Annotated in this window: 9 protein-coding genes; 6 read left to right on the forward strand and 3 right to left on the reverse strand. The window is 33.3% G+C overall.

Annotated features, from left to right (window positions below; translation table 11 throughout):
* Positions 1-104 precede the first annotated feature (104 nt).
* Positions 105-2,003: an amidophosphoribosyltransferase gene (locus BM246_RS09745; RefSeq protein WP_074937496.1), complete on the forward strand. Its 1,899-nt coding sequence runs from the start codon at positions 105-107 to the stop codon at positions 2,001-2,003.
* 583 nt (positions 2,004-2,586) lie between these two features.
* Here BM246_RS09745 and BM246_RS09750 read toward each other — a convergent pair.
* Positions 2,587-3,195 carry a superoxide dismutase gene (locus BM246_RS09750; protein ID WP_042499487.1) on the reverse strand — a complete coding sequence of 203 codons (609 nt, stop codon included), beginning with the start codon at positions 3,193-3,195 and terminating at the stop codon, positions 2,587-2,589.
* A gap of 125 nt (positions 3,196-3,320) precedes the next feature.
* On the opposite strand from BM246_RS09750, the gene BM246_RS09755 reads away from it, so the two are divergent.
* The 5 genes from BM246_RS09755 to BM246_RS09775 all read left to right on the forward strand — a co-directional run bounded on the left by BM246_RS09755 (position 3,321) and on the right by BM246_RS09775 (position 12,816).
* A complete protein-coding gene (locus tag BM246_RS09755) occupies positions 3,321-6,461 on the forward strand; it encodes a UvrD-helicase domain-containing protein (protein WP_074937498.1) in 3,141 nt (1,046 codons plus the stop codon).
* A 463-nt stretch (positions 6,462-6,924) separates the two neighbouring features.
* Positions 6,925-8,319 (forward strand): OmpA family protein, encoded by a 1,395-nt coding sequence (locus BM246_RS09760; RefSeq protein WP_042504051.1) that lies wholly within the window; start codon positions 6,925-6,927, stop codon positions 8,317-8,319.
* A 78-nt stretch (positions 8,320-8,397) separates the two neighbouring features.
* Positions 8,398-11,160 (forward strand): PD-(D/E)XK nuclease family protein, encoded by a 2,763-nt coding sequence (locus BM246_RS09765; RefSeq protein ID WP_231961838.1) that lies wholly within the window; start codon positions 8,398-8,400, stop codon positions 11,158-11,160.
* 1 nt (position 11,161) lies between these two features.
* A complete protein-coding gene (locus BM246_RS09770) occupies positions 11,162-12,004 on the forward strand; it encodes an alpha/beta hydrolase family protein (RefSeq protein WP_074937502.1) in 843 nt (280 codons plus the stop codon).
* 92 nt (positions 12,005-12,096) lie between these two features.
* Positions 12,097-12,816 carry an NUDIX hydrolase gene (locus BM246_RS09775; RefSeq protein ID WP_042499481.1) on the forward strand — a complete coding sequence of 240 codons (720 nt, stop codon included), beginning with the start codon at positions 12,097-12,099 and terminating at the stop codon, positions 12,814-12,816.
* A 118-nt stretch (positions 12,817-12,934) separates the two neighbouring features.
* Here BM246_RS09775 and bglX read toward each other — a convergent pair whose 3' ends face one another.
* Both bglX and BM246_RS09785 read right to left on the reverse strand, forming a co-directional pair.
* Positions 12,935-15,226, reverse strand: coding sequence for a beta-glucosidase BglX (bglX, locus tag BM246_RS09780; protein WP_074937504.1), 2,292 nt, complete (start codon positions 15,224-15,226; stop codon positions 12,935-12,937).
* A gap of 4 nt (positions 15,227-15,230) precedes the next feature.
* On the reverse strand, positions 15,231-16,904 hold the full coding sequence (locus tag BM246_RS09785; RefSeq protein ID WP_042504056.1) for a family 16 glycosylhydrolase: 1,674 nt from the start codon (positions 16,902-16,904) through the stop codon (positions 15,231-15,233).
* Between the last annotated feature and the right edge of the window lie 8 nt (positions 16,905-16,912).

A 16,912-nucleotide genomic window follows, 5' to 3' on the forward strand; every position in this document is an offset into this window, starting at 1 on the left:
ATTTTCTTGAGACCAAATCTCGAGACCACCATTAAAATATAATTCCTTTGGAAACCAAGGGGTTTAAAAAAAGAAACACCGCAAAGCATAAAATAATTTAGACTATGAGTGATGCCCTAAAACACGAATGTGGAATAGCAGTTATTAGACTATTAAAACCGTTAGAATTTTACAAAGAAAAATACGGTAGCGCATTTTATGGCGTAAACAAAATGTATTTAATGATGGAGAAGCAGCACAATCGTGGTCAAGACGGTGCTGGTCTTGCAAGTATTAAATTAGATACAAAACCTGGAGAACGTTACATTAGTAGAGTACGTTCTATAGCACAACAACCTATTCAGGATATTTTTGCACAAATTAACGACCGCGTTAATAAAGAATTCAAAGAGCATCCAGAATATATGGATGATGTGGCTGCGCAAAAAAAGAACATTCCATACATTGGAGAAGTGTTACTTGGGCACGTACGATATGGAACTTTTGGAAAAAATAGTGTAGAGAGTGTACACCCATTTTTAAGACAAAATAACTGGATGCACCGTAACCTTATTATGGCTGGAAACTTTAACATGACAAATGTTAAAGAACTATTTTCAAACTTAATTGAACTAGGGCAACATCCAAAAGAGTATACAGACACCATTACTATAATGGAAAAAATTGGTCATTTCCTTGACGATGCGGTTAGTAAAATATACCGTGATTTAAAGAAAGAAGGCTACAACAAACAACAAGCTTCTCCATTAATAGCCGAACGTTTAAAAGTTGGTAAAATTTTAAAACGCGCTGCAAAAAACTGGGATGGTGGTTATGCTATGGCAGGCTTAATTGGTCATGGTGATGCTTTTGTTTTACGCGATCCTGCAGGAATTAGACCAGCATACTATTATAAAGATGACGAAATTGTGGTGGTTGCATCAGAACGTCCGGTAATTCAAACTGTTTTCAATGTAAAATTTGAAGATGTTAAAGAATTAGAACCAGGACAAGCTATTATCACTAAAAAATCTGGTGAAGTTAGATTAAAACAAATATTAGAACCTTTAGAACGTAAATCTTGTTCATTCGAGCGTATTTACTTCTCAAGAGGAAGTGATGCAGAAATTTACCAAGAGCGTAAAATGCTTGGTAGATTACTTATGCCAAAAGTTTTAAAAGCTATCAATAACGATACAAAAAACACGGTATTCTCTTTTATTCCAAACACAGCCGAAACTTCGTTTTTTGGTATGATTGAAACTGTAGAAGACTTTATTAACAAAAAGAAAACAGAAGCTATTCTAAACGGACAACGATCAATATCTGCTGAAGATGTTACCGAAATTTTATCGGAACGTGCTCGTGTAGAAAAAATAGCTATTAAAGATGTAAAACTGAGAACGTTTATTACAGAAGATAGTAGTCGTGATGATTTAGTTGCACACGTTTACGATGTTACTTACGGCGTTATTAAACCTACAGATAACTTAGTAATTATTGATGATAGTATTGTAAGAGGTACTACATTGAAGACAAGTATCTTAAAAATGCTTGATCGTTTAAATCCTAAAAAGATTATAGTTGTATCATCTGCACCGCAAATTCGTTATCCAGATTGCTACGGAATCGATATGGCAAACTTAGAGAGCTTAGTTGCTTTTCAAGCAGCTTTAGCACTATTGAAAGAAAACAACATGTATCATATTATTGATGATGTTTACAAAAAATGTATTGAGCAAACTGAATTAAAAGATAAACATGTACAAAACTTTGTAAAAGAAGTTTACGATCCGTTTACAGACGAGCAAATTTCAGATAAAATTTCAGAATTATTAAGCGATGAAACTATTAAAACTGAGGTTAAGGTTATTTTTCAAGGAGTTGATTGCTTACACAAAGCTTGCCCAGAACATTTAGGTGATTGGTATTTTACAGGAAATTATCCAACTAACGGAGGAAATCGCGTTGTAAATCGTGCTTTCATCAATTTTTATGAAGGCAATAATGAACGTGCATATTAATTTTGAAATTGCTATTTTTCAGGGGTTTAATTAGTAAAAATGTATTTCATCTTAAAAAAATGTATTTCATCTAAAATATAACAACTTTAAAGTAAATACACATAAATTAGTCTCACCATAACATAAGTAGGTTAAGTTCATGGTAGATTTGGGGCAAAAAAAGGTGAACTTCTGTTCGCCTTTTTTTATGCGCATTATTTTCATTTTTCTTTATTAAACAGCAATTAAACCCCACAAATAATCAAGACTCCGCTTAAACCAAGATATAAGTCGTTTAACTAAAAAATTTTAACAAACTGACTAACAAACATATATTTGTCTCACCATAACATAAGTAGGTTAAGTTCATGGTAGATTTGGGGCAAAAAGGTGAACATCTGTTCACCTTTTTCATTTTATAACATTTCGTATTTCCTTAAACAGCTTTTCTTAATTAAGCCTCTCAATAATTCTCATTCATTCACCATAATTAAACCACGTGATATCGTTATCGACATCAGTGCCTAATTAACTTTATTTATATAAATAAAAAAGCCGTTTCTGCTAAACAGAAACGGCTTTTAAAATATTTAATGTTGTCTACTTACTTCGCTTCAGCATAACGTTTTTCAACTTCATTCCAGTTAATTACACTAAAAAATGCTTTAATGTAATCTGGACGACGGTTTTGGTAGTTTAAGTAATATGCGTGTTCCCAAACATCTAAACCTAAAATTGGTGTTCCTCCACAAGTTACACCTGGCATTAATGGGTTGTCTTGGTTTGGAGTAGAACAAATTTCTACTTTACCACCTTTATGTACACATAACCATGCCCATCCAGATCCAAAACGAGTTGCTGCTGCTTTAGCAAAAGCATCTTTAAAATCGTCTACAGATCCGTAAGCTGCCTCAATAGCATCTTTTAACTCTCCAGATAAATATCCTTTTCCTTCTGGGTTCATTACGCTCCAAAATAAAGAGTGATTAAAAAATCCTCCTCCATTATTTCTAACAGCGCCATTATCCATATCTAAATTTGCAAGAATATCCTCAATAGATTTCCCTTCTAAATTGGTTCCAGCAATAGCGTTATTCAAATTGTTTGTATATCCTTGGTGGTGCTTTGTATGGTGTATTTCCATAGTACGTGCATCCATATGTGGTTCTAAAGCGTCGTAAGCGTACCCTAATTCTGGTAATTCAAAAGCCATAATTTTTATTTTTATTTAATTAATATTTAATTTAATTCAAATTTACACATAAATCGGGTCAATTAAAAATAATAAATTGTTATCAACTCATTGATAGTTTTTATCTTGTATGCAAATTTAAATTCATGCAAAGCAACCAACCTTTTACTATTTACAATGCCTCAGCGGGCAGCGGAAAAACCTTTACTCTAGTAAAAGCTTATTTAAAAATTTTATTTAGCTCAAACAAACCTTATTTATTTAAGAATATTTTAGCAATTACATTTACAAATAAAGCGGTTGCCGAGATGAAAGGCCGTATTATAGATACTTTAAAGCAATTTTCGGACAAAGACATCCTGAAGTTAGACAACCCGATGTTTTTATCCATTTGTGATGAATTAAACCTTCGCCCAGAGCAACTACATAAAAAAGCCATAACGCTACTAGAAAGTATTATACACAACTATGCAGCCTTTGATATTTCTACTATTGATGGTTTTACACATAAATTAATAAGAACTTTTGCACACGATTTAAAATTACCGTTAAATTTTGAAGTAGAATTAGACCAAGAATCTCTTTTACGCGAAGCTGTAGATAGTTTAATTTCTAAAGCAGGAACCGATGCCGTACTTACCAAAGTATTGGTAGATTTTGCTATTGAAAAAGCAGATCATGATAAGAGTTACGATGTAGCCTTCGATTTTAACAAAATAGCAAAACTCCTTGTTAACGAAAACGATATTCCTTTTTTTGAAAAAATAAAAGACAAAACATTAGACGATTTTAAAGCACTAAAAAGTAAGCTAAAAAAAGATATTAATAACGAAGAGGCCATAATTGCAGAAAAAGCTAAACAACTTTTAACTCAATTTGAAACATCGGGATTAGAATTTAAGGATTTTTCTGGAGCATATTTACCAAAACATTTTGAAAAACTATCTAACAATAATTTTAACGTTGCCTTCGGAAGTAAATGGCAAGACAATATAGAAAATGGCACCTTGTACCCAAAAAGGGTTACCCCAGAAACAGCCGGAACCATTGACAGTTTGCAACCACAAATATTTTTAGTTTTTAATGAAACAAAGCAAGCTATATTTAATCATAAATTTCTAAATGCGTTTTATAAAAACATTACACCTTTATCGGTTTTAAATGCCATTAACACAGAGCTTACTTTACTAAAAGAAGATCAAAACAAAATGTTGATTTCTGAATTTAACAGCATTATAAGTAAGGAAATAAAAAACCAACCTACACCTTTTATTTACGAACGTATTGGAGAAAAATTTAATCATTATTTTATTGATGAATTTCAAGACACATCGGAAAGTCAATGGAATAATTTAATTCCGCTATTAGAAAACTCAGTAGCATCAGAAAACGGAAGCACAATGCTTGTAGGTGATGCTAAACAGGCAATTTATCGCTGGCGCGGAGGTAAAGCAGAGCAATTTATAGATTTATTTAACAAGAAAGATCATCCATTTCCAATAGAGCAATTTGTTGACAATTTACCCGATAATTACCGAAGTTTCCAAGCCATTGTTGATTTTAATAATAGCTTCTTTAAATTTCTTTCTAATCAAATTTTTAAGAAGGAAGATTATAAAGATCTATATGAAAACGCTAGTCAAAACATCAAAAAAGACGAAACTGGCTATGTAGAACTTTCTTTTCTTGATCTCGACAAGGAAGACGATAAAGATGAAGTGTTTCCAGAAAAAGTTCTAGAAAACATAAACAACTGCCTAGATAACGGTTACAAACTAGAGGATATTTGTGTTTTAGTTAGAAAGAAAAAAGAAGGTGTTGCCGTTGCAAACTATTTAAGCCAGCACAACATTCCTATTATTTCTTCGGAAACGTTACTTATTAATAATGCGCCAGAAGTTGTTTTTGTTAATGCAGTTTTAGGCTATTTAATGCAACCTAAAAACGATGAGCTCAAAATTGAAATTTTAGACTATTTGGCCAAGCTTTTTAAAGTTGATGATAAACACGGATTTTTCTCTAAGCACATTAAACTAAGTGTTTCAGATTTCTTTAAAAGTTTTGAAGCCTTTAATATCTTTATAAACGGCGATACCCTATTACAATTACCGCTTTATGATTTAGCAGAAACTATTGTTAGAAATTTCAATTTAGTAAAAACATCTAACGCTTATGTTCAGTTCTATTTAGATATCGTTCTCGACTTTTCACATAAAAAAGGCTCGGACATCCCGGCTTTCTTAGAATATTTCGACAAGAAAAAAGAAAACCTCAGTATTATTTCCCCGAAAGGGCAAGATGCCGTACAGATCATGACTATCCATAAATCTAAAGGTTTAGAATTTCCGGTGGTTATTTTCCCTTATGTCGATTTAGACATCTACAAAGAAATAGAACCTAAAGAATGGCTCGAAATTGACAAGGAAAAATATAACGGCTTCTCTCATACACTTTTAAATTTCAATAAAGATTTTGAGTTTTTTGGAGAACAGGGCCAGCATATATTTGAAAATCATAAAGCGGAACAAGAGTTAGATAATATTAACTTATTGTATGTAGCACTTACACGCCCTGTAGAGCAGCTCTATATTATATCTAAAAATGACAGTGCTTTAAAAGAAGACGCCAAATCCAAAAAATATTCTGGGCTCCTCATTAACTATTTAGAACACAACAACCTTTGGAGTGATAGCGAATTAACCTATAGTTTTGGAGATAGCAAAAAGACTTCTAAAGAAACTACATCTTTAAAAGAAACCAATATTCAGCATGAATTCATTTCAACTTCAAAGGAACAACATAATATAAAGGTGGTAACAAAATCTGGTTTTTTATGGGATACTACACAAGAAGAAGCTATTGAAAAAGGAAATTTAATTCACGATATTATGTCGCATATTGAAACAAAAAATGATGTTAACGAGGTAATTCAGGATTTTATTTCATCATCAACCATAAACCCCGAGCAAGCCATAGAATTAAAACAACTTGTTTTACAAATAGTAAACCACACGGCGCTAAAAACCTTTTTCACAAAGGAAAACACTATATACAACGAGCGCGATATTATAACCAAAGAAGGTGTGATTTTAAGACCAGATCGAGTTGTAATTACCCCAAATAACGATGCTGTGATTTTAGATTACAAAACTGGTTTGGAAGACAAAAAATACGCACAACAATTACAGGTTTATCAAGACGTATTAAAGAGTATGAATTTTACAGTAAAACAGAAATACCTAATATACATTAATGAAGGAATTGAAGTCCGATCCTTACCTTTTTAAGGTACAAATGTTAAATTAATAAATGGACTATTTATGTTAATTTAACAAGTCCTATTTATTTAGTATAATCAAAACACACTTTAGCATCTTAATACTTATTTTATTCAGATAGAGGAAAATAACAGCATGTTTTAATTGATGTTATGCATCTTGAAAAGACCTCAAACTATCTCATTTTGCTATAAAAAATTAAAATTCACCACTTTTTGCTACTTTTTTTGAGATACCACAAAAAAAAGTATGCATTTATAAAAAATATGAAATTTTAGTTACCAAAACAAGGCGAGACAATGTTAATACAGCAATCGCAAGCGATAGAAAATTGTTAAAATTTAACCAAAACATACCTGTAGTGCCGACGAATTACCCTTCTCCATGTATTTTTTATATATTTGTCTTTGTTAATAACATATAACAACTTACTTTTGTTCACAATTAACACTTAAAATTTAAAATTTTGAATATGAAAAATCTTAGCAGATTATTGTTCGCTATGTTGCTTGTACTTGGTTATAGCAACGCTAATGCGCAAGACAAAAACAATCCTTGGCAAATTACCATTGGTGTAAACGCAGTTGATGCTTATCCTTCTGGAGACGGTAGTCTTTTTGCTGGAGGCGGTTTCGCGAGTGACTCTTTTGGAGATGAATTCGGAAATGCTTCTGATCACTGGAACATTTTACCTTCTTTATCAACTATTTCTGTATCGAAATATTTAAGCGATGGTTTCTCTTTTGGAGTAACTGGATCTTTAAATAAAATCGAGAAATGGGGAGATATTAGCTCTAACCCAGATGTAGAGAACAGCGTTGATGATTTATCATACTACGGTGTTGATGGTACAATTAAGTACAACTTTTTAGATGGAACTACAATTGATCCTTTCGTAGGACTTGGTGGTGGTTACACTTGGATTGATGAAATTGGTGCTGGTACTGTAAATGGTACTGTTGGTTTAAACGTTTGGTTTAACGACAACATCGGTTTAACATTACAAACTTCTTACAAACATGCGTTTGAAGATTACTTAGATACTCACTTCCAACATTCTGCTGGTATTTCTATCAAATTTGGTGGAACTGACACTGACGGTGATGGTATATTTGATAAAGATGATGCTTGTCCAGATGTTGCTGGTTTAGCTGCATTCAACGGTTGTCCTGATACTGATGGTGACGGAATCGAAGATAGCAAAGATACTTGTCCAAACGAAGCTGGTACTGCTGAATTTAACGGTTGTCCTGATTCTGATGGTGATGGTGTAGCTGATAAAGATGATAACTGCCCAACTGTTGCAGGTTTAAAATCTTTAGCTGGTTGTCCTGATGCTGATGGTGACGGTGTAACTGATGCTGATGATAAATGTCCTAATGTTGCAGGTCCTGCTGCTAACAAAGGTTGTCCTTACCCTGATACTGATGGTGATGGTGTTTTAGACAAAGATGACAAATGTCCTAAAGTAAAAGGTACTGTAGCAAACGCTGGTTGTCCAGAAGTTACTGCTGCTGTTCAAAAACAATTAAACGAGTATGCTAAAACTATCTTATTTGATACTGGTAAATCTACAATCAAAGCACAATCTGCTACTGTATTGAGTGATATCATCAATATCTTAAAAGAATACCCAACTTCTAAATTTACAGTTGAAGGGCACACTGATAGTATTGGTAGCGAAAAACTTAACCAAAGATTATCTGATTCAAGAGCTAATTCTGTAAAAGAATACTTAATTGAAAACGGTATTGATGCATTTAGATTATCTGCACTTGGTTACGGTGAATCTAAACCAATCGACTCTAACAAAACTAGAGCTGGTAGAGCAAACAACAGACGTGTTGAAATTAACTTAGCTAAGTAATTAGATAAAGTTAACTTTAAATAAAATAAGTTTACAAAAAACGCTTCGGATATCCGAAGCGTTTTTTATTTTTATAAAATGATAACAACTTTCATTTTAGATGTTTTAAACGATTTAAAAAAGAACAACTACAATCTTTCTAAAGTCACTTTTGTATTACCTAGTAAAAGAGCCGGTCTCTTTTTAAAACATCAATTAGTTCATGTTATTCAAGACACAATCTTTGTTCCCGACATTATAAGTATCGAGGAGTTTGTCGAAGATCTCTCTGGACTTAAAACCACATCGAATACGGAATTACTTTTCGAATTCTACAATAGCTATTTAGCACTTACAAAAAAGGAAGATCAAGATACTTTTGAATCTTTTTCTAAATGGGCCCAAATATTACTTCAAGATTTTAACGAAATTGATCGTTACCTGATTCCTCAGGAAAACATATTTAACTATTTAAGCGACATTCAAGAATTAACACATTGGTCTGTTGAAGCCAACCAAACCGAATTTGTTAAAAAATATTTACAGTTTTGGAATAAGCTTTATACCTACTACAAACACTTTACCAAACAACTGTTAGACAAAAGCATTGGCTACCAAGGTTTAATTTACAGAAAGGCTGCAGAACATTGTGATACTTACATAAACAACTTTACCGACAAGCAACATGTTTTCTTAGGTTTTAACGCCTTAAACACTGCTGAAGAGAACATTATTCAACAATTTTTAAAAAGTGGCTTAGCGAAGGTTTATTGGGATATTGATAGTGTTTTTATAAACAATCCGAAACATGATGCTGCGCTCTTTACAAGGCAGCACAAAAAAAACTGGAAACATTTTGAAAAACACCCATTTGAATGGGTAACCGAAAACTATTCCAAAGAAAAAAACATAAACATTTACGGTGTTCCTAAAAACATCGGACAAGCCAAATATATTGGTACCCTTTTAAAAAATATAGAAGCAGAAACCAAATCACTACAAAGTACTGCTGTGGTTTTAGGTGACGAAAATCTATTGATTCCGGTATTAAACTCCATACCACCCTCGGTAGAAGCACTTAATATCACCATGGGATTTCCATTAAAATCCATTCCATTAGCATCCCTTTTTGAAAGCTTATTTCATATTCATAAAACATCGGGCAATGCCTTTTATTTTAAAGACGTTGTTAAGGTTTTATCACATCAATTTGTTCGTCCGTTATTTTACATAGACGACATTGATTACGCCTCCAAAATTATTGAAACCATAGACAGTAATAACCTAGTATATCTTACTCTAAACCGTTTAAAAGAAATAGACAAACACTCCAACAAGATTTTAGACTTACTATTTTCAAACTGGAATACATCTATAGATTTAGCATTAAAGAATTGCGCTCTAATCATTTCAAAAATAAAAATCTATTTAGACCAAAACAAAGATGCTAATTTACTTTCTTTAGAATACCTGTATCGTTTTAACGAACTGTTCAATGCACTTTCCTTGTTAAACTCGAAATACAAACACATCAAAGATATTTCAACATTGTTTGGTGTTTACAAAGAATTACTGAGTTCGGAAACCTTAGATTTCCAAGGTGAACCTTTGCAAGGTTTACAAATTATGGGAATGCTAGAATCGCGTGTTTTAGATTTTGAAACCGTAATTATTTCTTCAGTAAATGAAGGTATTCTTCCTTCAGGAAAAAGCAATAATTCATTCATCCCTTTTGATGTTAAAATAGAAAACAAACTACCCACTTATAAAGAAAAAGATGCCGTTTACACCTATCACTTCTATAGGTTACTACAACGTGCAAAAAATGTTTACATACTTTATAACACAGAAGCAGATGTGCTAACAGGTGGCGAAAAAAGCCGTTTTATTACACAACTAGAATTAGAAAACATCCATAACATACACCACGAAATTATAGCGCCACATGTACCTGTAATTACTCCCGAATTAAAAGTGGTACAAAAAACTGAAGATTCGCAAACCAGATTAAAAGAGATAGCCTCGAAAGGATTTTCTCCATCGTCCCTTACCAACTATGTTAGAAACCCGATAGATTTTTATTATCAAAAAATTTTAAAAATTAAGGAGCATGATGAAGTTGAAGAAACCGTTGCAGCAAACACTCTAGGAACTGTTGTCCATAATACGCTAGAGGATTTTTACAAACCATTAGAAAACTCTTTTTTATCGGTTGATATTGTTAAAAAGCTTAAAACCCAAATTAACGAAAAAGTTACTTTTCATTTTAAAAATGAATTTAAAGAGGGTGATATTACAAAAGGCAAAAATCTTATTATTTATGAAATTGCAAAACGTTATGTTTCAAACTTTTTAGATTTAGAAATTGAAAATTTAAAGGCCGGGAATGAAATAAAAATAATCAAAATAGAATCAAACAATAATGTTTTAATCGAAATTCCAGAACTAGATTTCCCTGTAAAACTTACAGGAAAAGTAGATCGTGTAGACGAATATAACGGTGTAACTAGAATTGTAGATTACAAAACAGGCCGTGTTGATGCCAATAAAGTTGAAATTGTAAGTTGGGAAGATATCACGACCGACTACACCAAATACAGCAAAAGCTTTCAGGTGTTAACCTATGCTTACATGATGTTATTATCTAATGAAATTACGCTTCCGGTAGAAGCTGGCATTATTTCATTCAAAAACTTAAAAGCAGGATTTTTAAAGTTTTCTAAAAAAGATAAAGCCGGCAATGGCGCTAAAAAAGATGCTCTAATTACTCAAGAAACACTAGATGATTTCTATGTTGAATTAAAAACACTAATTTTAGAAATCTGTAATCCTAACATACCATTCACCGAAAAGGAAGTATAATATGATATCCAAAGAAAGCTATATTATAAACGGAAAGCACAAAAAATCGATTTTAATTGATGTTAGTTTTGTTGCCGAAAAAACAAATCTTCCTATTATTATTTTTTGCCATGGTTACAAAGGCTTTAAAGATTGGGGTGCTTGGAATTTAATGGCAAACACCTTCGCGGAAGCAGGATTTTGCTTTATAAAATTCAATTTTTCGCATAATGGTGGCACTATGGAACACCCCATTGATTTCCCTGATTTAGATGCCTTCGGAAACAATAATTACACAAAAGAATTAGATGATTTAGAATCAGTTATCGATTGGATTTCAGATAATAAAGAACTTAAACCTATAGTAAATTTAAACAGTCTACATTTAATAGGCCACAGTAGAGGGGGTGGTATTGTATTAATTAAAGCTGAAGAAGATGAACGAGTTACAACTGTAATAAGCTTAGCTGGTGTTTGTGATTTTGGAAAAAGAACAGCAACAACTGGCGGTTTGAATGATTGGAAAAATACCGGAGTAAAATATGTTTTAAATGGACGAACAAAACAACAAATGCCACATTTTTATCAGTTTTATGAAGATTTCATTAAAAATGAAGAAAGATTAACCATAAAACGTGCGGTTTCTAACTTAAAAACACCTCACTTAATTATTCATGGTGGTAGCGATACCAGCGTCCTTATTGATGAGGCTAATCAACTTCATGAATGGAATCCGCAAAGCCAACTTGAAATTATACCAGATGCAAATCATGTATTTAATGCCAAACACCCTTGGGATTCGAATACACTACCTAAAGAACTTCAAAAGGTTATAGATTGTTCTGTTTCATTTATAAAAAACTAATAGAGCACATAAAGTATACCCTACTCAATTAAAAACCTTTAAATACCTCATTTAGGCTTATTTAGTTAAAGGTATTTTTTAAATTTGTTTTTATGGATCATAATAACTTACCATTAAATGATATTTATGCGCCTGAAAACCGCATCTATGTGGCTACAGATTGTATCATTTTTGGTTTTGATAAAGGCATTTTAAAATTATTAGTTTTTGAAAGACGTGTAGAACCTTTTAAAGGCACTTTATCTTTAATTGGCAGTTTTGTAAAACCTAATGAAGCCGCAAATGAAGCCGCTAGACGGGTTTTAAAAGAAATTACGGGTTTAGAAAACATCTTTATGGAAGAGTTAAAAACCTACTCTAATATCGACCGAGATCCTGGTGCACGATGCATTTCCATAGCCCACTACGCCTTAATTCGTATTGATGATTATGATAAGGAATTGGTTGCAAAACATGATGCCATTTGGTGTGAGGTTGATAAGCTTCCTAAACTTGTTTTAGACCATGATTTAATGATTGAAGATGCATTAAATAGATTACGCAGAAAAGCTAGATTTTACCCTATTGGATTTGAGTTACTTCCTAAAAAATTTACTATCCCACAGTTTCAAAATTTATATGAAGCGATTTTCCAGAAAACTCTTGATACTAGAAATTTCAGAAAAAAATTAATGTCTTTAAAGTTACTTATACCATTAAATGAAAAGGATAAATCGGGCTCTAAAAAAGGTGCTTTCTTATATAAATTCGATTACAAAAAATATAAAAGACTAGAAGAAAAGGGATTTAATTTTTCACTGTTTAAAAACTAATCACTTTAAAATGAAAAAGAGCTAAGTAAAAAACTTAACTCTTTTAAATAATCTAAACTAATAAACACAGTTTTTAGTCTTCGTTATTATAGTTACTATTAATCTAATACCTCAATATCTATAATTTAAATTTAGCTTCTAGCTCAGTAACTGAACTTCCACCTACAAAGACTTTAAAATCGCCCGATTCTACAATAAAATCACCACTATTATTATAGAACCCAAGTTCTTTATCTGTTAATTGAAATGTTATCGTTTTAGCCTCATTTGGTTCTAACTCTACCAACTCAAAACCTTTTAATTCTTTTACTGGGCGTGTAACGCTAGCAAATAAATCGCGAATGTATAATTGCGCAACTTCTTTACCTTTATACTTTCCGGTATTTTTTAAATCAACGGAAACCTCAACATGGTTATCTGAAATTTTGTTAACTTTTAAATCACTATATGAAAACGAGGTATAACTTAATCCGTGTCCAAAAGCATAAAGAGGCGTATTACTTTCGTCTATATAATGCGACCAAAATACGCTGTTTGGCTCGTTTGCCGCTGGACGTCCTGTGTTTTTATAATTGTAATAAATAGGCACTTGTCCAACACTTCTAGGAAATGTCATTGGTAATTTACCACTCGGGTTATAATCACCATACAATACCTGTGCAATTGCATGACCACTTTGCGTACCCAATTGCCATCCTTCTACAATAGCAGGAATATGTACGTCTGCCCAAGAAATAGTTAACGGCCTTCCATTGTTCAATACTAAAACAATATTTTTATTAACAGCGTAAACAGCTTCTAATAACTCTTGTTGAACGCCAGGTAAACCTATTTTAGATCGGCTTCGTGCTTCTCCACTCTGAAAACCGTGTTCACCTAACACCATTATTACAACATCGGCGTTTTTAGCAACTTCCTTAGCTTCTTCAAAACCACTTTTATCTGTGGTGTTAATTTCTAATTCAAAAGGAAAAGAAGCCTCTCCAAGTGCCACATCGGCTCCTTTTGCATATGTAACCTTGTTACCAGAATATTTAGCTAAGCCTTCTAAAACAGAAACCGCTGTATTATCGTCTGCAGCAATTCTCCAACTTCCGAGCGGACTTGTTTTATCGTTAGCCAAAACACCAATAACAGCAATATTCTGTCCTTTCTTTTTTAAAGGCAATACGTTATTTTCGTTTTTAAGAAGTACAATAGATTTTTTTGCAACATCTAAAACGGCTTCATTTATTTTCTGACTTCCAATAATATCTTTCTCCCTTTTTTCATCACAATATTTATAAGGGTTATCGAAAAGCCCTAATTCAAACTTCACTTTTAAAATACGAGAAGCTGCATCATTAATTAGATCTTCATTAACTTTTCCTTCTTTTACCAAATTAGCCAACTCATTGACATACGCATAAGATTCCATATCCATATCCGAACCCGCTTTTACTGAAAGTTCGGCAGAATGTTTTACATTTTCGGCATAACCATGGTTTATCATTTCAGACATAGACCCCCAATCGGATACTACAAACCCATCGAATTTCCATTTATCTTTTAAAACATCACGTTGTAAAAATGCATTCGCTGTAGCAGGAATTCCGTTTAACTCGTTAAAGGAATTCATAAAGGTTTTTACGCCAGCATCTACGGTTGCTTTGAATGGTGGAAAAATAATATTATTTAAGGTTGAAGTTCCAACATCTACCGTATTATAATCTTTTCCAGATTCGGTAAAACCATAACCTGCCCAATGTTTGGCGCAGGCAGCAATGGTATTTGGTTGAGATAAATCTTCACCTTGAAAACCTTGGACTCTAGCTATCGCTATTTTAGAACCTAAATAAGTATCTTCTCCTGCACCTTCCATAACACGCCCCCAACGAGCATCTCTAGAAATATCTACCATAGGAGCGAACGTCCAGTTAATACCGGCTGCAGAAGCTTCTAAAGCTGCAATTTCTGCCGATTTTTTAATAGCTTCTAAATCCCAACTCGCCGCTTCAGCTAATGGAATTGGACTCAATGTTTTATAACCGTGAATAACATCGAAACCAATAATTAACGGAATACCCAAACGCGTTTCTTCAACCGCAATTTTCTGAACGGCACGTACCTCTTCTACTCCACGAACATTAAGCATAGAACCAACATAGCCTTTTCTTAAATGTTCATATTTATGGGCCGCATCGCCAGAAGATGGCGTTGGACCGGTAACATTCCAAAATCCGTTGTACTGATTCATTTGCCCAATTTTTTCTTCCAAAGTCATTTTTGAAAGTAATTCGACAACTTTTTGGTCTACAGTGGTTTCTTTGCTTGTTAACTTTTGCGCCAAAGTTTTATTTTGACCAATGGCGCTACTCGACATAAAAACGACTGAAACTATCGTTAAAAAAATTAATTTATGTGCTCTCATATTATTATTCGTAAACTCTTACATAATCGATTTCCATTGTATCTTCAGTAAATGCCGGATCAATATCGCCACCTAATGTACCGCCCATAGCAACATTTAAGATTAAGAAGAAATCTTTATCGTAAAATGGTAAATCGGCATTGTTATCCATGGCAACAACCACAACGTTATCTAATAAAACAGTGATTTTTGCCTCTGTCCACTCCAAAGTGTATAGATGAAATTCTGAAGACGCATTTTCTACAGAAACTGTTTCTCCGTAACTCGCATTAGCATTTGTGCCCGTATCGAACCAATGGTATGTACCTAAAGATGTGTTCTTATCAGCACCAGTTTGTTCCATAATATCAATTTCTCCACACATTGGCCAACCAACTTCTGGAAAATTAGCACCCAACATCCAAATAGCAGGCCATGTACCTTGTGCTGCTGGAAGTTTAGCTTTTACCTCAACACGACCATATTTAAACTCGTATAAGTCGATAGATTTTAAACGTGCAGATGTGTAATCTGTACCATCTTTTTTGGCAGTAATTTTAAGCATACCATCTTCAACAATGACATTACTAGCATCTTCAGTATATGTTTGTACTTCTTGGTTTCCCCAGCCTCCTGCACCTAAATCATAAGTCCAGTTAGCAGCATCTGGCGCTCCATCAGTATCAAACTCATCAGACCATGCTAGTGTATTAAATTCCGATTCGAAATCGGCTTCTCCTTCTACCGGTTTACTAGATGTAAATACATGATACCATGCTTCACCACCACCTACTTGAATAATTCTAACACGTAACTCATCTTCACTTATAGAAATAATATCGTAAGTACTAGCACCAACATACCATCCCATAAAACCACCATCCGAAATTTCGAAAGCTGATTGTCTATAAGGCTCATCATTATAACTACCTTCTAAAGCTGCTTTTGATGTTGACGGTAAAAATGATACATTTTTGACACCAAACATAGTTGTTGCAACCGTTTCATCGTGACAAGTATCGCCATCTACCCCTAAATCATCGGCATAAGTTCCTGGCACAAAAGCAGGACCAACAGTTTGTTCAAAGGTTAAGCCATTTTCACCACGAGTAAATACAAATTCATTAGCGTACATACAATATTTCTCTTCATCCCAAGGCTGAATTCCATTCCACCAAGCCTCATAAGCAAACTCACCATTTCCATAATCATCTTCAACTGGACCTAAACCAACATGAAGCGGAATATTTGCTGCCCAATACCAAGTTTTAGAATCGCCCACTAATTCGCCTGCTAAAAAGTTTTCAGCTTCTACATCAGAGAATGAACTAAACACTTCAACTTCCATAGACGTACTAGACATTACACCTCCAGTACCAACAGCACTAGCTACAACCGTATATGTATTTATACCTGTTTGTGTAAACCTGTGCACCGTTTCTCCAGATGGAGCAACGCCTGTTTTACCATCACCAAAATTAAATTGGTATGTAATTTCGTTATCTGCAGTAGATGTAAAATTCACAATTCCGCTACCATCTCCGTAAGGATTATCGGCATCTTGCCCAACAATTTCCGCAGATATTGTTACCCCTGTTGGAGCTACAATATTACCTATCGCTGCATCGTCGTCTTGACAACTTGTAAAGAGAAATGTTAGCGACAGAATAAATCCTATATAATATTTTAAGTTTTTCATATATCTTA

The sequence above is a fragment of the Algibacter lectus genome (genome assembly GCF_900112395.1).
GTDB classification, from domain to species: Bacteria; Bacteroidota; Bacteroidia; order Flavobacteriales; family Flavobacteriaceae; genus Algibacter; species Algibacter lectus.

What these genes read in the sequence shown, in the direction of transcription:
- BM246_RS09745 (WP_074937496.1), top strand. Translation starts at nt 105, where the DNA reads ATGAGTGATGCCCTAAAACACGAATGTGGAATAGCAGTTATTAGACTA.
- BM246_RS09750 (WP_042499487.1), bottom strand. Translation starts at nt 3,195, where the DNA reads ATGGCTTTTGAATTACCAGAATTAGGGTACGCTTACGACGCTTTAGAA.
- BM246_RS09755 (WP_074937498.1), top strand. Translation starts at nt 3,321, where the DNA reads ATGCAAAGCAACCAACCTTTTACTATTTACAATGCCTCAGCGGGCAGC.
- BM246_RS09760 (WP_042504051.1), top strand. Translation starts at nt 6,925, where the DNA reads ATGAAAAATCTTAGCAGATTATTGTTCGCTATGTTGCTTGTACTTGGT.
- BM246_RS09765 (WP_231961838.1), top strand. Translation starts at nt 8,398, where the DNA reads ATGATAACAACTTTCATTTTAGATGTTTTAAACGATTTAAAAAAGAAC.
- BM246_RS09770 (WP_074937502.1), top strand. Translation starts at nt 11,162, where the DNA reads ATGATATCCAAAGAAAGCTATATTATAAACGGAAAGCACAAAAAATCG.
- BM246_RS09775 (WP_042499481.1), top strand. Translation starts at nt 12,097, where the DNA reads ATGGATCATAATAACTTACCATTAAATGATATTTATGCGCCTGAAAAC.
- bglX (WP_074937504.1), bottom strand. Translation starts at nt 15,226, where the DNA reads ATGAGAGCACATAAATTAATTTTTTTAACGATAGTTTCAGTCGTTTTT.
- BM246_RS09785 (WP_042504056.1), bottom strand. Translation starts at nt 16,904, where the DNA reads ATGAAAAACTTAAAATATTATATAGGATTTATTCTGTCGCTAACATTT.